Origin of the sequence: Arthrobacter humicola (assembly GCF_039531445.1) — a bacterium.
Classification (GTDB): Bacteria; Actinomycetota; Actinomycetes; order Actinomycetales; family Micrococcaceae; genus Arthrobacter; species Arthrobacter humicola.
The window spans coordinates 183,028-200,793 of sequence record NZ_BAAAQB010000037.1; the positions used below are offsets into that span (position 1 = coordinate 183,028).

General features: G+C 65.9%; 14 protein-coding genes. 6 read left to right on the top strand and 8 right to left on the bottom strand.

Annotated features, from left to right (window positions below; translation table 11 throughout):
* Positions 1-14: 14 nt before the first annotated feature.
* Complete coding sequence (locus ABD243_RS13910; protein WP_344366820.1) at positions 15-935, top strand: MurR/RpiR family transcriptional regulator; 921 nt, start codon at positions 15-17, stop codon at positions 933-935.
* Positions 936-1,066: 131 nt separating this feature from the next.
* Here ABD243_RS13910 and ABD243_RS13915 read toward each other — a convergent pair whose 3' ends face one another.
* Positions 1,067-1,753, bottom strand: coding sequence for an HAD family hydrolase (locus ABD243_RS13915; RefSeq protein WP_344367150.1), 687 nt, complete (start codon positions 1,751-1,753; stop codon positions 1,067-1,069).
* A gap of 378 nt (positions 1,754-2,131) precedes the next feature.
* On the opposite strand from ABD243_RS13915, the gene arfB reads away from it, so the two are divergent.
* The gene (gene arfB, locus ABD243_RS13920; RefSeq protein ID WP_344366822.1) at positions 2,132-2,554 is read left to right on the top strand and encodes an alternative ribosome rescue aminoacyl-tRNA hydrolase ArfB; all 423 of its coding nucleotides are present in this window, start codon (positions 2,132-2,134) and stop codon (positions 2,552-2,554) included.
* An 89-nt stretch (positions 2,555-2,643) separates the two neighbouring features.
* Here arfB and ABD243_RS13925 read toward each other — a convergent pair whose 3' ends face one another.
* Complete coding sequence (locus ABD243_RS13925; RefSeq protein WP_344366824.1) at positions 2,644-3,696, bottom strand: Gfo/Idh/MocA family protein; 1,053 nt, start codon at positions 3,694-3,696, stop codon at positions 2,644-2,646.
* Positions 3,697-4,064: 368 nt separating this feature from the next.
* Between ABD243_RS13925 and ABD243_RS13930 the strand changes: the two genes are divergently transcribed.
* Positions 4,065-5,513, top strand: a complete 1,449-nt coding sequence (locus ABD243_RS13930) for a sugar porter family MFS transporter (protein WP_344366826.1) — start codon at positions 4,065-4,067, stop codon at positions 5,511-5,513.
* A 93-nt stretch (positions 5,514-5,606) separates the two neighbouring features.
* The gene (locus ABD243_RS13935) at positions 5,607-6,644 is read left to right on the top strand and encodes a LacI family DNA-binding transcriptional regulator (protein ID WP_344366828.1); all 1,038 of its coding nucleotides are present in this window, start codon (positions 5,607-5,609) and stop codon (positions 6,642-6,644) included.
* 119 nt (positions 6,645-6,763) lie between these two features.
* On the opposite strand, the gene ABD243_RS13940 is transcribed toward ABD243_RS13935, so the two are convergent.
* A complete protein-coding gene (locus ABD243_RS13940; RefSeq protein ID WP_344366830.1) occupies positions 6,764-7,759 on the bottom strand; it encodes a Gfo/Idh/MocA family oxidoreductase in 996 nt (331 codons plus the stop codon).
* 183 nt (positions 7,760-7,942) lie between these two features.
* Between ABD243_RS13940 and ABD243_RS13945 the strand changes: the two genes are divergently transcribed.
* The gene (locus tag ABD243_RS13945; RefSeq protein WP_344366832.1) at positions 7,943-8,974 is read left to right on the top strand and encodes a LacI family DNA-binding transcriptional regulator; all 1,032 of its coding nucleotides are present in this window, start codon (positions 7,943-7,945) and stop codon (positions 8,972-8,974) included.
* A gap of 7 nt (positions 8,975-8,981) precedes the next feature.
* On the opposite strand, the gene ABD243_RS13950 is transcribed toward ABD243_RS13945, so the two are convergent.
* On the bottom strand, positions 8,982-9,575 hold the full coding sequence (locus ABD243_RS13950; protein ID WP_344366834.1) for a DnaJ family domain-containing protein: 594 nt from the start codon (positions 9,573-9,575) through the stop codon (positions 8,982-8,984).
* Positions 9,576-10,293: 718 nt separating this feature from the next.
* On the opposite strand from ABD243_RS13950, the gene ABD243_RS13955 reads away from it, so the two are divergent.
* Positions 10,294-12,321, top strand: coding sequence for a glycosyltransferase family 2 protein (locus ABD243_RS13955; RefSeq protein ID WP_344366836.1), 2,028 nt, complete (start codon positions 10,294-10,296; stop codon positions 12,319-12,321).
* Positions 12,322-12,365: 44 nt separating this feature from the next.
* Here the strand turns inward: ABD243_RS13955 and ABD243_RS13960 are convergent, their stop codons facing one another.
* The 4 genes from ABD243_RS13960 to ABD243_RS13975 form a co-directional block, all read right to left on the bottom strand.
* Positions 12,366-13,256, bottom strand: a complete 891-nt coding sequence (locus tag ABD243_RS13960) for an NAD(P)-dependent oxidoreductase (protein ID WP_344366838.1) — start codon at positions 13,254-13,256, stop codon at positions 12,366-12,368.
* Between the two features lie 18 nt (positions 13,257-13,274).
* On the bottom strand, positions 13,275-15,194 hold the full coding sequence (locus tag ABD243_RS13965) for a TRAP transporter large permease (RefSeq protein ID WP_344366840.1): 1,920 nt from the start codon (positions 15,192-15,194) through the stop codon (positions 13,275-13,277).
* A gap of 80 nt (positions 15,195-15,274) precedes the next feature.
* Entirely contained in the window at positions 15,275-16,309 is a 1,035-nt protein-coding gene (locus ABD243_RS13970; RefSeq protein ID WP_344366841.1) for a DctP family TRAP transporter solute-binding subunit, read from the bottom strand.
* A 60-nt stretch (positions 16,310-16,369) separates the two neighbouring features.
* A complete protein-coding gene (locus ABD243_RS13975; RefSeq protein ID WP_344366844.1) occupies positions 16,370-17,725 on the bottom strand; it encodes an NAD(P)H-dependent oxidoreductase in 1,356 nt (451 codons plus the stop codon).
* Positions 17,726-17,766: the final 41 nt, after the last annotated feature.

Consider the following 17,766-nt stretch of genomic DNA (forward strand, 5'->3'; position numbering starts at 1 on the left):
CCGGAGATTGCACAATGACGGAGACCTCTACAGGAGGCGGACTGCTGCACCGAATATCGGGGCGGTTGCCGTACCTGCCACCCTCGCTTCGTCTGGTAGCCGAGGCAGTGCTGAAGTCCCCCGAGCAGGCCCAGTCCATGACCATCACCGAACTCGCCCTCGCTGCCGGCGTCGGAGAATCGACTGTGTCCAGGTTCGTGAAAGAACTGGGCATCGATGGTTACAAATCCATGATGCTCGGCCTGGCCGAAGCTACCTTCATCTCCAAAGCTGCAAGCGGCGCACAGTCAACGAATTCGGAGGTCGTTTACGAAGGCGTCAACCGCGGAGACTCAACAGAAGATATCGCCGGGAAGGTCGAACGAAGCAGCATACAGTCCCTCAGACGGACCGCGAACCGACAAGATATTAAGTCCATCGAGCGCGCGGTCGACATCATCGACGCCTCCAACACCGTGATCTTCTGCTGCATGGGATCATCCAGCATCGCGGCTGAGGAAGCTGTCATGCGCTTCACCCGGGCCGGCAAGAAGTGTATGTTGTACCGGGACACGACGATCCAGGTCATGTTGGCGGCCATCATCGAGCCCGGAGATTTGCTGATCGGAATCAGCGACTCCGGCCAAAGTACCCCCATCATCGACGCGATGCACTTGGCCCAAAAACGCGGGGCGGCGACTATTGCCATCACCGGCACCGAGGGTTCCCCGCTGCACGAATACGCGGATGTTCTCTTATACACCGCCACTGTTCCCAGCGGCGGGGAACTCTACGGAGAATCCGTAACGAGCAAATGGGGCCAGCTGCTGGTAATCGATATTCTGTACGCCGCCTACGCGAGCCGGCATTATGATGCCACCGTCGAACACCTCAGGCAGACGTACCAAGGCGCAATTCGCCAATCACGAAGCAGCCCCCCGATATCTCCACATTAGTTCCTTTGGACGCCTCGGACGACGGAAATGGATCGCAGACGGGAATCTGCACTCATGCAGTGCCGGCGTCTCGCGACTCGGGAGCGGTGCCGGCACCAGGCCGGATCTTGAAGAGCCGGCAGGACCTTCTCTCAGGCCCAGCCCTCCACCCAGTTCAGAAGGTCGGTTGCTTCCAGAGATTCGCGCGTCAGGTCAGCCATTGGTTTCTGGTCCGGCGAAGCGGGTATTGCGATGACTTTCATCCCCGCGGAGCGCGCGGCGGAGGCCCCGGCCTCGGAGTCTTCGAAAGCCAGGCAATCCTCCGGACATAAGTTCAGGGCGTCCACGGCGGCCAGATACACGTCCGGTTCCGGTTTCGGATTGGCGACTTCGTCTGCGGAAATCGTGACGCTGAACCCCCCGTCGAACGCGCCACGAAGCAGCGTCTGATCCAAGATGCGCCGGGCGGAATTACTGGCCACTGCCACCGGGACTCGCGAGGAGACCGCCGCGACGAAGGATCGCGCACCCGGCATCGGCACGGCAGATTGAGCCACCATGGCCATATTGACCTGGAGTAATTGTTCAACAAGTAATCCCGGGTCCTGTCCCGCACGAGAGGCAATCAACGGCCCTATTCGGCTGGCGGGGAGGCCAACGAGACGGTGCTGCAAGTCGGCGTCGAAGAGGACGCCATGGCTTTCGCTGACAAGACGCTGGGTTTGAATCCACAGGGATTCGGTATCCATCAGTAGCCCATCGCAGTCGAAAACCACTGCGCGGGGCTGCCAGTCGCCAAAAGTCCGTGGAAAATCTGAACGGGCTGCCCGTCCGTACAGTGCGCGACGCGCGGCACTGACCGCCCCGTCGGGACGACGGCCGCACGCATCATCTAGCACCTAGAGATACTAACAAAATGCACCGCCATGGGCCCATGAAGGCTTCACAATTGCTCCACTTCCTCCGGCGTTTCGCCTCGCCGGAATGTCTCTTAACGTGTTCCATCCGTGCCTGAACCCTGCGAATCGCGTCCGGATCGAATTTCGAAGGCCGACCATAAATTGCATGGCCCATATGGCATATGCTCGGACCACATCGAATGACGGCATCGTTCTCCGCGAGGTCAGCGTACGGACGGGCACCCGCCTGGGAAAGTTGCGCTTGAGCCCCCGCGGGGGCGGCGGCAGATTACACACAGATCGTGCAACGCTAGGTGCATGGATCTGGAGGTGTCGCCCGCGCTCACGATTCCCGCGTCGGAACTCGGCTGGAGATTCTCGCGTTCGTCCGGGCCTGGCGGTCAACACGTCAATACCTCGGACAGCCGCGTCGAACTCTCATGGAACGTCGCCGCCTCGGCGGCGCTGTCGGAGGGCCAACGGCTGCGGCTGGTCACGCGTCTCGGACCGCGGCGCATCGCCGGGGTGATCACCGTGACCGCCTCCGAGCGGCGCTCCCAGCTGCGCAATCGCGAGATTGCATCGGCCAAGCTCGCAGCACTCGTGGCAGAGGGCCTTGCCCCCGATGCTGCTCGACGCCGGGCGACCAAACCCACGCGGGGCTCGAACCGCCGGCGTCTGGCCGCCAAGGAACAGCGGGCCGCGACGAAACAGCAGCGCAGGCGCCCGTCCGCCGAATAGCGCCGGCAACGCCCAGCTGTCCAACGCCCGACGACGGCCGGCAGCCCCGGCGGGACGGCCCCAGCATGGCACCCTGCGAGGCACGAATGTCAGTCACGGCGCACCGTCGCGGGGCTTTCGCCGGGGAACACGATTCCGAGCTGGTTCCTGATGGCGTCGGCGACGGCCATGGTCCGGATGGATTCGGCGAGCGGCCGCTGCGGAACCTCGAGTTTCCCCGCCGCAATGGCACGGGCGACGGCGGCAGCCTCGTAGTGCAGGCCCTCAAAGTGTGCTCCGGCCGGCTCCTCATAGGCCAGCCGGGTGCCGTCCGGGAAGCGGATGGCGAAGCCGCCGGGCATGTTGAAGGGCCCATCGATCGTCAGTGACGCCTCCGTACCCACGATAGTGGCCGACGTCGGCGTGAAATTGTGCAATTGGGTGTTCATCATGGCCTGGCGTCCGCCGGCGAAGGATATGACGGCGGAAAGCTGGGCGTTGACTCCGGATTCGTGCGGTTCACCGAGCGCCAGGAGACGGTCCGGTTCGCCCAGGACGGACGTGATGAGCGAGAGCGGATAGGTCCCGAGGTCCAGCAACGGGCCGCCTGCCAGGGCCGGGTCGAAGATCCGGTGGCTGCGATCAAAGTGCTCGCCGTATTCGGCGAGGACTGTCGTAAGGTCCCCGAGCATTCCGGAGTCGAGCACCTGCCGGATGACGTCGAACTTGGGCAGGAAGAATGTCCACATGGCTTCGGCGGCAAACAGGCCAGCCCCGGCGGCCCGGTCGGCGATGCCGGCCGCCTGTTCGCGGTTGATGCCGATCGGCTTCTCGATCAGGACGTGCTTGCCGGCGTCGAGCGCCAGCAGAGCGGCCTCGTAGTGGAAGTTGTGCGGCGTGGCCACGTAGATGATGTCGACGTCGGAGGCCGCCAGCTCTTCATAGCTGCCGAAGGAATGGGAGATGCCGTGGCGTCCGGCAAACGCTTCGGAACGGTCCAGCGAGCGGGATCCGATCGCTGCAATCAGCTGCGAGGTGTGCGCCTGGACGGATTCCGTGAAGCGTTCCGCAATCCAGCCGGGCCCCATGATCCCCCACCGGAGCGGAGGTGCGTCGCGGGAGTCCGGGACCCTGGACACGGGGAGCGAGCGGTTCCCCGTCACGAACGGACCGCTGTGGTGTTGACGTTGATACGCAAGAGGGGCACCAGCTTCTTCTAGGTGATTGTCCTGACATGCTAACAAGCCGAACAGCGCTGGACAAGGGTCCTCGGTCACTGCCGCGATTGCCAAGATTTCCCTTGCACCTCAAGCCTGCCTCCCCGCGCTACGCCAGACTGGCGCGCCCATACGGGCTCGCATGGGGCTGCCAAACTGTGGCACCGATCAGAACTTTGACCGAATGTCAGTACAAATTCTTGACGATTGCGTTAGAGCGCTCTAACGTTGCATCCACGTGATCCAGCACACTCCCGGGAACTCTCCCAATTCAAGGCCCGCCATTCCGGCCGGCCGGATCAAGGAAGTCAACAATGCCGTTGTCCATAGCAAGCTCGCCCGCATCGGGCTCAAAACATCGCGGATATCTCGCCCGCCTCACTGTCATCTCCACACTTGGCGGACTCCTGTTCGGCTACGACACGGGTGTCATCTCCGGTGCGCTGCTCTACATGCAAGACTCCCTGAGCATGAGCCCCGTCGAAGAGGCCACTGTCGTCAGCGCGCTACTGTTTCCCGGTGCCGCGGTCGGTGCGCTGAGCGGCGGACGGCTCGCCGATAAGCTCGGGCGGCGCGGCACACTGCTTGTCTGTGCACTTCTGTTCCTCCTCGGAGCGATAGGCTGCGCCATCGCGCCAACTGTTGGTTTCATGGTCGTGGCCCGCGTCATCCTTGGCCTTGGCGTCGGCGCCGCCGCCGTGACGTGCCCCCTCTACCTTGCAGAGATGGCGCCGGCCCACCTGCGCGGACGCATGGTCACGATCAACGAACTGATGATCGTTACCGGCCAGATGCTCGCTTTTGCCATCAACGCACTCCTCGACGCCGTCATCCACGACTCGGAAGTCTGGCGCATCATGCTTGGCGTTGCGTCCATCCCCGCCATCGCACTCTTGATCGGAATGTACGTCCTGCCCGAATCGCCGCGCTGGTTCGCCATCCGTGACAGGTTCGAGGACAGCCGCCGCGTCCTCGACCTCAGCCGCAGTCCGGAGGAAGCCGCTTTCGAGTACAAGGAAATCGTCGAGTCCGCGAATGCGGCCCGGAATGAGCGCTCCAGCGCCTGGCGCGATCTGAAGAACAATCCCTGGATGCGCCGGCTCCTCTGGGTCGGTATCGGACTCGCCGCGGCCCAGCAGGCAACCGGCATCAATACCGTGAACTACTACGCACCCACGATCCTCGAGCGCAGCGGCCTCGGCGTGAGCGCTTCCCTAGTGGCTACCATCGCCGTGGGTGTGACTTCGGTGCTGATGACCGTCCTGGGCATCTGGCTGCTGGGCTTCATCGGGCGCCGCCGCATGCTGGTCATTGGTTTCTCCGGGGTCGTGGCTTCGCAGGCACTGCTCGCCGTCGTCTTCACGCTTCCCCAGTCGGAAGTCGTCAGCTACACCATCCTGGCCGCGATGATGCTGTTCGTGGCCTTCGTGCAGTGCTTCATCGGCACCTGCGTGTGGCTGCTGCTCTCTGAAATCTTCCCGCTGGCCATCCGCGGCTTCGCGATGGGCATTGCGGTGTTTTCCCTCTGGACCGTGAACGCGGCGATCTCCTTCCTGTTCCCGATCCTGGTCGTCGCCCTGGGCTCAACCGGCACCTTCACCGTGTTCGTCCTGGTGAACATTGTTTCCCTGATCTTCGCGGCGAAATTTGTCCCGGAGACCAAGGGGCAATCGCTGGAGGAGCTGGAGGTACACTTCCGCACCGGGGCCATACCCGTCATCGCGTCCGCGATGGCAGCTGACAAAGCGGCCGCAGTCCTGTAACCCCGGCAGCCGCCGCACCGGGCCCCGTGCCCATGAATGGCGATGGCGGGAACCGCCGTCGATCCCGCGATACGCTTGCCGGCAGGAGGCCATTTGTCCGGGAGTGAACCGAAGCAGCACGGAGTAGCCAAGCGCGCCACCATTGAGGATGTGGCGCGCTTGGCCGGCGTATCGCGTGCCCTCGTTTCCCTGGTGCTGCGGGGTTCACCAAAGGTGAGCGAACAAAAAAGAGACGCCGTTGCCAGCGCCATTGCCACTCTCGACTACCGGCCCAACAACGCGGCCCGCTCGCTTGCCAGCGGACGGACGCGAACAGTGGGAGTGCTCCTGGACGACCTCGCCAATCCTTGGTTCGTGGAGCTGCTCGACGGCCTGCAGAGCATCTTCCGGGAGCAGAACCTGAGGATGGTCCTCGGCGACCCGCGCTATCTGGCCCGCCCGGGGGAAAGCCCGGTGTCCGCGTTCATGGAACTTCGCGTCGACGGTCTGGTCATCGCAGGAGACTTCAACGCCGATGAAGACCTCACGCGCGCCACACTGCACACGCCGGCCGTCGTCGTCGGCACCCGCGCGTTCGACCTCCCGGCAGCGGACCGTGTCACCAACGACGACGCTGCCGGTGCCCGCATGGGCGTGGAGCATCTGATTGGTCTCAGCCACAACGACATTGCCTTCCTCACCGCTCCCACCGGAGCCGCCAGGTTGCGGGCCGACGCCTACCGGGAGACGATGACCCGGCACGGCTTGCAGGACTACATCCGGGTGGTGCCTACGGACATGAGCGAACACTCCGGCTTTTCGGCGATGAGCCGCCTTATCGAAAGCGGCCGGACGCCCACAGCGGTCTTCGCCGCCAACGACATCCTCGCCGTCGGTGCGCTCTCGGCCGCCGACGACCACGGCATCAGCGTCCCTTCACAACTCTCACTGGTCGGATACGACAACACCTATCTCGCCGGGATCCGGCACGTCTCCCTCACTACCGTCGACCCCGTCAGCCGGGAAGTGGGTATCCGAGCCGCAGAGTTTCTCCTCGCCCGCATCGCCGACCACTCCCTGCCGCCACGTACCGAGGTGCTGACACCCCGACTCGTCGTTCGCAACAGCACCGCTCAAGCCACCTCCACCTAACAGCGCCGGCCACCCAAAGGCAGCGCGCAACCGGCCCCATCCGTCGGACCTGACGGCTTCCTCCGGCCATGATTAAGCCCGCAGGTCGGCCCCGACGGCACCCCGCGCCTTGGGGAGACTTAGTATTCGATCCGCTCCGACTTCCCCGTGTGCAGGGAGCGGGTGGCGGCCTCCGCGATGGCCTGGGCCTTCAACCCGTCATCGAGCGAGGGCGTCAGGGGCGTCCCGCTCTCCACCGCGGCCACGAAGTGGGCCAGGGCGGCGGCATAGGTGGGCTGGACGCGTTCGAACCACCCGGGGTGCAGCCCGTCGTCCACCACCTGGCCGGCGCGGTACCGCGACACGGCTCCGGTGCGGCGGCGTCCGGCCTCGACCAAACCGGCGGAGCCCATGACCTCGATCCGCTCGTCGTAGCCGTAGCCCGTCCGCCGGACGCTGTCGATCTGCACCAGCGCACCGGTCGGCAGCCGGAGGGTGACCGCGGAGGTGTCGACGTCGTCGTACTCGGCCAGGCGGGGATCTGAAAGGGCGGAGCCGGCGGCGAAAACTTCCACCGGGTCCAGCCCGGTGAGCCAGCGGGCGAGGTCGAAAAAGTGCACGGTCTGGTCCCGCATCTGGCCGCCCGACGTGGCGATGTAGGACAGCGGCGGGAGGGCCGGGCCCCGTGTGGTGAGCTGGAGGAGTTCGACGTCGCCGATCTCACCGGCGTCGATGGTCCGCTTGAGTTCCGCGTAGTCGCGGTCGAAGCGGCGGTTGAAGTCGATCATGACCGGGACGGCGCGCCCCGCCGCGTGGGCGGCGGCTTCCCGGGCCCGGTCAAGGTCCAAGTCGATCGGCTTTTCGCACAGTACGGCCAGGCCGGCGTCGGCGGCGCGGACCAGATGCCGGGCGTGGGTGTCGGTGGAGGAAGCGATGAAAACGGCGTCAATGTTTTCCGGATCGAACACCTCGTCCAAGTCCGCGGCGGCGCTGGCCCCGTGCGTCTCGGCCAGGGCCTGCGCCCGGCTCCGGTCGATGTCATAGATGCGGGAAAATTCGACGCCGGGGTGGGAAGCGAGGTTGGCGGCGTGGACGGATCCGATGAAACCGGCGCCTAAGAGAGCAAAGCGCAGCACGTCAGTGTCCTGTCTCGTGGCGGGCGGGCTTCGGCGACTGTGGTGCACTCATAACAATTCCTCACTGCTCGGCAAACCCCATTGACGAACTACTTGGACAATTACTTGGACCGGTCCATAATGGACTTTGTCGGGATCACCCGTCAACCCCTATGCTGGGACGGCATCCAGAGGAGGAGCGCCATGAACCAGCCGCCGGCCCCCGGCCATCCGCCCCGCCGGCCCACCATCCGCGACGTCGCCGAGCGCGCCGGAGTGTCCAAATCCCTCGTGTCCCTGGTGCTGGGCGGATCGTCCAACGTGAGTTCAGACCGCCGTCGGGCCGTCCTGGACGCGATGGCCGAACTCGGCTACAGGCCCAACCAGCTGGCCCGCGGGCTCTCCAGCCCGCACAGCGGCACTATCGGTGTCCTGCTCAACGACCTCCGAAATCCCTGGTTTGTCGAGCTCCTCGAGGGCCTGAGCGCGACGCTGCACGCAGCCGGGGTCTCCCCCGTGCTGGTTGATTCCTACACCGACAACAGGGTGGGCCGACGATCCGTGGAGACTCTGCTGGAGCAGCGCATCGACGGCCTTGTGGTGGTCGGCACCACGTCAGAGGAAGCTGCCCTGGAGACGGCCATCGCGACCGTGCCGGTGGTCCTCGCCGGCACCCGGGAGCCGGCGCTGCCCGGGGCGGACATCGTGGTCGACGACGATGAATCCGGGGCCCGTCAGGCGGCCGAGCACCTCATTGCCCTGGGCCACCGGCGCATCGCCCACCTGCAGGGCCCCGGCGAGATCGGCCGGCTGAGGCGGGCAGGCTACGAGGCCGCGATGCGGGATTCCGGGCTTGATCCCTGGGTGGTGGCCGGCGGCATGAGCGAGGAAAGCGGGTACGAGGCCGCGCGCCGACTGCTGGCCGGACCGCAGCGGCCCACCGCGATTTTTGCGTTCAACGACCTCGCCTGCATAGGCGCGCTCTCGGCCGCCGCCGACCAGGGCCTCACGGTGCCGGGCGACCTCTCCCTGGTCGGCTACGACAACACGTACCTCGCCCGCATCCGCCACCTGTCCCTAACCTCGGTGGACAACGGCAACTTCGCCGTGGGCCTGCAGGCAGGCAGGTACATCCTTGAACGGCGGGAAACCCGGGATCTTCCGCAGCGGCTGCATCTCGTTCCGACGCAGCTGGTGGTGCGGGGTTCCACCGGGCATCCCCCGGACAGCGCCTAGGCAGCGCCTAAGCGGAGCCGTTCCAGAGCCGCCGCCACCAGGACTGGGCCGGTTCCGGCTCGGTGGGAGCAGCGGCGGCCGTGGCAGCCCGGCGCCCCCGCCAGCGGTCCAGTTCGACGTCGACGTCGCGCGTCTTGGTGATCACCGGCGGGCCGCCCTGAAGCTGCCGCCGGGCATCGATGACCCGAGCGTTGAAGTCCTCCACCATCTCGCGCACCTGCTTCTCGCCGAACTGGGCATCGAGCCGGGCATCGAGTTCGGCGTCCTCGGTGCGGAGCAGGATCGCCTTCGGGCCCAGGCCGGAGATATTCTCCCGCTGGATCAGGCCCTTAACCCACCAGTCGGGGTCGTACACCTCCCCCAGGCCCGGGATGGGTTTGCCGGCGTACTTGAGGTTGTCGAACTTGCCCTGCGCCATGGCGTCGCGGATCAGGTACTCGGCCTTGGCGGCGTCGTCAATCTTGGCCCGCTTCTGCCGGAGTTCCTCCTCCGCGGCGTTCAACGCATCGTTCTCCTGCGCAGTGCTGCCCGAGGCCCGCACGCCGCGAAGTTCCGCCGCGCGCTCCACCCGGCGCCGGAACGCGCTGCTTGAACCGCTCACCCCGCTGCTCATCAGCCACCACCGTCCTCGCCTGCCGGAATCGCGGATCTGCCTTTCCAGTATGAGGAACAGCAAGGCGGCGGCGAAAGGGTTGGCAGGCGATTGGACTGCCAAACTCCCTGCGCCCCGGGCCCGCCCGCAGTCCACAGCCGAGACGGGACCCTAACGCCCCCGTAACCCGGTGTTAACCCAACCGTGCAAGGCTGGGGACTTCGGAAACTAAGCATCCTTCCCATCTTTCCTGCAGAACAGATCCCGAGGAGTTGCAGCCGTGAACAGCCAAGAGCGCCGTCCGTCCGGAAGCCCCCAGCCCGCCAGCAGTGAGGAAGGAACCCGGGATCTGAGCAGCACGCACGTCACGCATGTCCGGGAAGATGTGGCCCTGGCAGGACGGTGCGCCAATGTCCACTTGCCCACCGGGCGCACCTGCACGTTGCCCGTGCGGCATCCGGGCTCGTGCAAGTTCGTCGGCCCTGGGGACGCGGACAACATCGCCGTGCACTAAACCAGTGCACTAAGCCAGCGCACCAAACCGCAGCGCACTGGGCGCCTGTGCAGCGGGTTCCGGCGCATTAACATGCGGTGATGGCTCCTGGCGCCACCCAAACAGCACCCCGGGCGCAGTTTTGTGCAAGTATTACGCCAGCCCCGGCGACGCGGGGCACTCCGCGGCTACGATGATCGGACTTGAGCACCGGATCTAGCTGAGGGAGATCACGTGTCTCGTGAGGATCTACGGCAGCGCGCCGAAAGCGCATCGGCTGAGGGACTGTCGGCCGACAAGACTTCTGCGGCGCCGCGGCCCGCACAACTTGATGCCACGGCGCTGACCCGCGCGGGCATTGCCGGCTGGGCTGCCCGTCTGGGACCTCCCGGGCCGGAAGCGCCCCGGTCCCGGCGGCTGGCCCATCTTGGCGGCCTTGCCGCGATCGCGGCCCTGGTCCTGTACCTGACATGGCGTGTGCTGTTCACGATGCCGTCCGGCGAATGGAACCTGACCATCGCCTGGATCCTGGTGACCTTCGAGGCCCTCCCGCTGGCCGGCCTTATCCTGAAGGCGTGGTCCGTGTGGAACATCGACAGCCATCCGCCGGCGCCGGTGACCGAGGCACCCAACGGCATGCGGGTCGCAGTCCTGATCCCCACGTACAACGAGCCCATCGAGGTGCTGACGCCCACGGTGGCCGCGGCCTGCGAGCTCGCCCCGGACCATGAGACCTGGGTCCTCGACGACGGCGACCGGCCCTGGGTTGAGGAAATGTGCGCCGCCTACGGCGCCCGCTACGTCCGCCGAGACGTCCACGACCACGCCAAGGCCGGCAACATGAACCACGCGCTGGGCCTGATGGCCGCGGAAAAGGCCGCAGGCGGCCCGGGCATCGACATCATCGCGGTGCTGGACTGCGACCACGTCCCGCTGCCCACCTTCCTCACCGCCACGCTGGGCTGGTTCGAGGACCCGGAGATCGCGCTGATCCAGGGTCCGCAGTCCTTCTACAACGGCGGCGCGTTCGACGACGACGGCATCACCGGCGAGCAGGGCACCTTCTTCAACGTCCTCATGGCCTCCCGCAACGTTCCCGGCGCCGGGCCCTTCTGGTGCGGGTCGACGTCGTTGTTGCGGATGAGCGCCCTGGAAGAGGTGGGCGGCGTGGCCACCGAAACCATCACCGAGGACATGCACACCACACTCAAACTCATCCGGCGCGGCTGGCGGACCGTGTACCACCACCAGACCCTCGCCGTCGGGCTGGCGCCGGCGACGCCGGACCAGTACCTGTTGCAGCGGCGGCGCTGGGGCATGGGCGCGATGCAGATCCTGGTCCACGAGAAACTGTGGGCGGCCAAGGGTTGGATGTCGTGGCGGAACTACCACGAGTACCTCAACGGCACGCTGTGGTGGCTGGAGGGCATCGCCACACTGGTGGCCTTCCTGATTCCGGTGCTGATCATGCTGTCCGGGGCCCAGACCTCCACCGCCGGTCCGCTGCTGTTCACCGGGGTCTTCCTGGTCATGTTCACCGTGCGGCTGTGGGGCTCCAAGCAGCTCATGCGCAACGAAATCCATTGGCCCACGGCCTTCGCCCTGCGGATCTTCCGCGTCCCGGTTGGCTTGGCGTGCCTCTGGTGGCTCATGTCCCGGAACGTCCTGGAGTTCCAGGTCACGCCCAAGGGCGCCGCGGATTCGCGGCTCCGCGGCCGGACGCCGCGGATTCTGATCGTGATGGTGGTTCTCATCACCGCGGTCATTCTGTACGCCGCCGCCGGGCTGGCCGGCCTGGTTCCCTGGCGCACGACGCCCGGTTCCACGGTGGCCTCTGGCGCCTGGCTGGTGCTCGCCGGCGCGGTCCTGGTCCTCGGCACCCGGCGGATCCGGGCCGCTGAATTCGCCACGTCCCGCCGCAACGCGCACCGGATCGAGGTGACGGCGCCCGTGGAAGCCGAGGGCGTCTGCGGCGAACTGCTGGACATCTCCGTCGGCGGCGCGGCCGTACGGTTCCCGCACGGAACGCTGCCGGCCTCGGGCCTGGTCACACTCCGGCTCCCCGAAGCCGCGCCGGTCCAGCTGCAGGTCATCCGGACCACCGAGCAGCAGGACGGATCCCAGACCGCGTCCCTGCGGGCGGCCGACGACGACTGGGCCGCCTACCGTGCGCTCTCGTTGTGGATCTTCCACACTCCCGCAGGGGCGCTGCCCGAATTCCCGCCGGGTGTTCCGGCCGCGGCGTCGCTCCGGGGCCGCTGAGGATCGCGGGCCCTCCGAGGTAGGTCGCCGACGCCGCCACCGGGTCAGCCACGGAGGCCGAGGTAGATGCCCGTGTGGTCCAGGTCGCCGTGGCCCGCGGAGACCATCGCCTGAAACGCCGTCAGGAGGCTTCCGGCGAGGGGCAAGTTCAGGCCCGCCCCCGCGGCGACCTCAGCGATGAATCCGAGGTCTTTGAGCTGGTTCTTGGCCGATCCGCCGCCTGCGAAGTCGGTGTCAATCCACCGCTGCCCTTTTTGCCGGAGCACCTCGGAGTTCGCGAGTCCTCCGGCCAGGATTGACTGGACCCGTTCAAGATCCAGCCCGGAGGCTTCGGCGAGCGCCATGGCTTCTGCCAGCGCGGTGACGGTGGCGGCAACGACGATCTGGTTGCAGGCCTTGACGGTCGATCCGGCACCGGTGTCGCCGAACCAGGCGACCGTGGAGCTGTATAGCCGGAAGAGCGGCGTGAGCTGCTCCACAACGTGGCGGGGTCCGCCAATCATGGTGCTTAGCCGGCCCTCTTCGGCGCCGATGGTGCCGCCGCTGAGCGGTGCATCAATGACCGTCACCCCGTGTTCGCGCTGGCATTCGGCGGCGAAGGCCGCGACGGCTACAGGCGAGACCGTGCCATGGATGACCAGTACGGGGTTGACGATCCCGGCAGCCTTCCACGCGGCCAGGAGCCCGTCCTGTCCTTCCAGGAGCCGCTGAACATTCGGGAGGTCGGGCAGCACGGTCAGCACCACGTCGCTGGCCGCATCCGCCGGGGAGGCGGCAACGCGGCCGCCGGCGATGGCCTCGGCCTTGTGCGCCGTGCGGTTCCAAAGCGTCAGGGGGACGGCCGCGGCGATGATGTTCCGGGCGATCGGGGCGCCCATGGGACCTGTTCCCAGCAGGGCCACTGACGTGGGCAATCCGGTGGAAGTAACGTTCATTGTTTGCGGTCTCCTGGCTTAGAAGGGGATGAGCCCGGCGAGGGCGGGGAGGAAGGTGCTGAACCAGGGAACCGCGGCCAGCACGAGGAGCCCGATGAACAGGGCCGCCAGGTAGGGCCAGAAGTGCGTGAGGCTGTTTTCCACGGTTTCGCGGGCGGTGGCGCAGGCGACGTAGAAGCCGACGCCCGCCGGAGGAGCGAACGAGCCGATGCCCATGGAGATGATGAGGACCATGGCGTACTGGACCGGGTTGACGCCGAAGTCCGTGGCGATCGGCAGCAGCAGCGGGGCAAAGATGAGTACTGCCGGCAGCCCCTCGAGCAGCTGGCCCATGATGATGAGCAGGATCACCGTGAACAGCATGAACAGGACCGGGGAGTCGCCGAGTCCGGACATGAGGTCGTGGATCTGCTGCGAGACGCCGGCGAGTGCGAGGGTCTGGGCCAGGGGCGAGGCCGCGGCGATGATGAAGAGCACCATGCCCGCCGTCGTCGTCGTTTCACGCAAGGTGTCACCGAGGAGTTTCTTGCTGCCGCGGCGGTAGGTGGCGGCCAGGACGAACGCGTAGGCCACCGCGACAGAGGAGACCTCCGTCGGGGTCGCGAAACCGGTGAGGATGCCCGCCACCATGCCGACCGGCAGGAGGAGGGTTGGCAGCGCGAAGAATGTCGCCGAGCCGCGTGCGCGCCAGGTGGCCTTGGGGCTGGCGACGCCGCCCTGCTTGCGGGCCCGCAGGAACACGAGGCCCATGACGACGAGCGCCAGGAACGCCGCGGGAATGAACCCGGCCAGGAACAGGGTGGTGGTGGAGATGGTCGTGATGGAACCGAGAACGAGCAGCACGATGCTGGGCGGGATGGTTTCGCCCATGATGGCCGACGCTGATAGGACAGCGACCACCTCGCCGCGCGGGTATTTGCGTTCCTCCAGCATGCCGCGCATCGTGGTGCCCACGGCGGCGACGTCGGCGACTTTGGATCCGGAGATGCCGGAGAAGATGTACATGGTGACGACGACCACCTGCAGCAGGCCGCCGCGCAGATGGCCGATGAGGGCGTCAACGAGCTTGGCCAGCGGCAGGGTGAGGCCGGCGGAGTTCATGACCGTGCCGGCGAGGATGAAGAACGGGATGGCCAGCAGCACGAACCCCTTGGCGCCTGAGGCCATTCCGATCGGGATGGCGCTGACATCGGAAATGCCGCCGAGGTAGAGGTAGATTCCGGACGCCAGGGCCAGGACAAAGGCGATCGGGAGACCCAGGAAGAGCAGCAGGAACAGCACTGCGAGCACCACGCCGAGGAGGACGTTCGGCGATGCGTAGTAGAAAAGGGGCGGGGCCAGGAGAACGACGGCGACCATCGCCGCGGCGATCCCGGCGGCAACCAGAACGGGACGGCGTTCCTGCCGCCAGAGCTTGACGAGCGCGAACCATGCGATGAGCACCATGCCGGCAGAGAAAGGCATCGAAACCCAGAACACGGGCAGCTGCAGGATCGGCGTCTTTTCGTCGATCTGCTGGGCTAGGGTCGGCACGAAGAGGGCGAATGCGCCGGCGCTCATGACGAAGACGAGCCAGTCGACCAGGGCCGCCAGATAGGGCTTCCACCCCGCGGGCAGGCGCATGATGAGTGCCTGCACCGACATGTGCGCGCCCTTGGGATAGGCGATCGCTCCGCCGATGAAGGCAATCGTCAGGAGTGCTATCTCGGATACTTCCTGGGTCCAGAGCACGGAGTCGCCGGTGATGAGCCTGACCATGATGTTCAGCAGGATGACCAGGAGCTCGGCGAGGATCGCCGCGCCCACGATCCACTCCAGTGTTCTGTCGAACCAGAGTCCCCCGCTCCAGCGCGAAGCGACGTGACCGTGGTGCAGGATCTCTTCCGCGTCAGACGGAATGACCTCCTCGAGTTCCTCGGGAGCGAGGGCGTGTTTCATGTTCTTCCAGACTGTCGACATTGAGAGCGGGAGGGCGGGCAGGGGCGGGAGGCCGGGAAGACGCTCCCACCCCTGCGGGACTAGCTAGAGGTGGTGAAGGCGATCGCCTGATCGAAGAATTCCTTGCCGATGAGCTGGGAAAACTCCGGATACAGACTCTTTGAGGCGGCCTTGAACTCCTCGAGGCCGGTGGCAGTGATCTCGTTGGTCTTCATGCCCTTGGCAGCGAGTTCGTCCAGCTGCTTCTTGGACTGTTCGGCGTCGTAACCGGTCTTGAACGTTGAGGTTTCCGCCGACGCGTCGGTGAGGGCCTTCTGCTGGTCGGCGCTGAGCGACTCCCACTTCTTCGACGACAGGGCCAGGACCCAGGCGTCGTTGATGTGGTTGGTCAGCGAGACGTACTTCTGCACTTCGGAGAACTTGTTGGTCCAGGGCACTTCGATCGGGTTTTCCTGCCCGTCGATCGTTCCGGTCTGGAGACCGGTGAAGACCTCGGAGAACGCCATGGTGGTGGGGCTGGCGCCCAGCTTGCCGAAGAAGTCGGTCCAGAGAGTGTTGCCCGGAACCCGGATTTTCAAGCCCTTCAGGTCCGCGGGCTTCTCGATGGGACGGACCGAGTTGGTGATCTCGCGGCCGGTCCGGGTCAGGAAGCTCAGGGCGACGGTGTCCTTCTTGGCCAGCTTGTCCTTCAGAGCCTGGCCCGGCTTGCCGTCAAGGAAGGCCGCTTCCTGCTTGGTGTCCTTGAACAGGTACGGGATGCTGATGGCATTCATTTCCGGCACCACCGAGGCATACACCGAGGTGGACAGGATCAGGGCATCCAGGGAGCCGCCCTGCAGCCTGGTCACGGCGGCGTTCTGGTCCCCGCTGAAGCTTGTGCCGTTGGGAACCACCGTGACGGCGACGGAACCGTTGGACGTCTTCTTCACCTGGTCGGCGAAGTGCTGGGCCGAGACTCCGACAGAGGATGTGAGCGGGTCCGGAATCGACAACTGGATCTTGGCGACCGGTCCGGCCTGCCCTCCGCCGGATGCTCCGGCGGCACAGCCGGCAAGGACGGAGGCTGCCAGGCTGCAGGCCAGGACTCCGGTGATGGCGCGGGTCTTCGTATTCATGCGATGCCTTTCTTCATTGGAAGGATGTGATCCGGCGTACGGAAGCAATCAGGGAGTGAGTCAGGCCCCTACGGCAGCGGTTTCGGCGATGAACACCTCTGTTTCGCGGCGCAGCTCAAGAGCCTGGGACAGGGAGTCGTCAATGATGACATCGTCCCAGCGGACAATGTCGCCCTTGGCGACGTCGTTACGCAGTTCGACGTGGTGGGCCAGCGCAACCGGGAGGGCGCCGGTGGCCACCGAGTGCTTGGCCGAAACGAGCTTGCCCCAGACTGTGAAGCCGCCTTCGCCGTCGAGGAATTCGCCGGCTTTGAGGTCCTTCTTCGCCGTCGCGACGACGTCACCGAAGAATCCGATGGGCGAACCCGTGGCGATCCCCCGGAGGGCGGCATTGGCGATGGAGACGTTGAGTTCGAGGCCGACGTAGTGGTACGGGCGGTACAGGGCCGCGTACTGGCCGGTGGGGTCCGGGTGCCAGGGGTACTCGTTGAAGCAGCCGGAAACGTAGCCGTTCGTGGCTTTCACGACGACGAAGACACCCTCCTGGGTGTTGTGGCTGATCCAGCTGCCGTCGCGGTTGACGCTGGACATGACATCGACGCTTCCCTCGTGGGCCAGTGCCCCGCCGACATCGCTGGGACGGCAGATTGTGGCGATTTCCTCGACGTTGCCCGGCGTAAAGCTCAGCCCGGCATCGGACGGTTCGAGCCCGGCGCCGTTGGCCACGGCGGCCATTTCGATTGCCGCCTTGGTCCCGTCCCGGAAGGACGTGTGCATGTAAGGGTTCAGCTGCCCGGAGTCGGTGAGCTCCTTCGAGAATTCCCAGTTTTCCCAGACGTTGTCGGGGTTCATTTCGTGATAGTGCTCAAGGTACTTGGCGCCCTTGCCTGCACAGACCACGTCAAACCCGCTGGTGCGGGCCCAGTCCACCAGCTCCATGATGAGGGCGGGCTGGTCGCCGTAGGCCATCGAATAGACGACACCGGCGGCTTCGGCCCGTTTGGCCAGGGCGGGGCCTGCCAGGGCATCGGCCTCGACCGTCACCATGATGATGTGCTTCCTGGTTTCAATGGCGCGGAGCGCGTGCTTGATCCCCACGATCGGGTTGCCGGTAGCCTCGACGATCACGTCGATGTCGACGTCGAACAGCTCGTCCGCGTTGGCAACAATCGCCGTCGTGCGGTTTGTGAGCGCCGTGGCGATGTCGGGGGCGATCTGCCCTGCGGGCCAGTCGACCAGCGCGAAGGCGCCTTCGGCGCGTTTGACGTTGATGTCCGCGATGGCGACGACGTGGATGCCGGGGATGTTGTTGGCCTGGGCAAGGTACATGGTGCCGTAGCGGCCGGCGCCGATCAGGCCGACCCGGATGGGGCGGCCTTCCTGTTCACGGTCGGTGAGGAGTTTGTGAAGATTCACTGGAGTCTCTCTGGTAGGGGTGCGAAGCGAAGAGACACCCT

Bases quoted from the DNA above. Each gene is read 5' to 3' on its own strand.
- ABD243_RS13965 (WP_344366840.1), bottom strand. From the start codon at position 15,194: ATGAAACACGCCCTCGCTCCCGAGGAACTCGAGGAGGTCATTCCGTCT.
- ABD243_RS13945 (WP_344366832.1), top strand. From the start codon at position 7,943: ATGAACCAGCCGCCGGCCCCCGGCCATCCGCCCCGCCGGCCCACCATC.
- ABD243_RS13970 (WP_344366841.1), bottom strand. From the start codon at position 16,309: ATGAATACGAAGACCCGCGCCATCACCGGAGTCCTGGCCTGCAGCCTG.
- ABD243_RS13930 (WP_344366826.1), top strand. From the start codon at position 4,065: ATGCCGTTGTCCATAGCAAGCTCGCCCGCATCGGGCTCAAAACATCGC.
- ABD243_RS13960 (WP_344366838.1), bottom strand. From the start codon at position 13,256: ATGAACGTTACTTCCACCGGATTGCCCACGTCAGTGGCCCTGCTGGGA.
- arfB (WP_344366822.1), top strand. From the start codon at position 2,132: ATGGATCTGGAGGTGTCGCCCGCGCTCACGATTCCCGCGTCGGAACTC.
- ABD243_RS13910 (WP_344366820.1), top strand. From the start codon at position 15: ATGACGGAGACCTCTACAGGAGGCGGACTGCTGCACCGAATATCGGGG.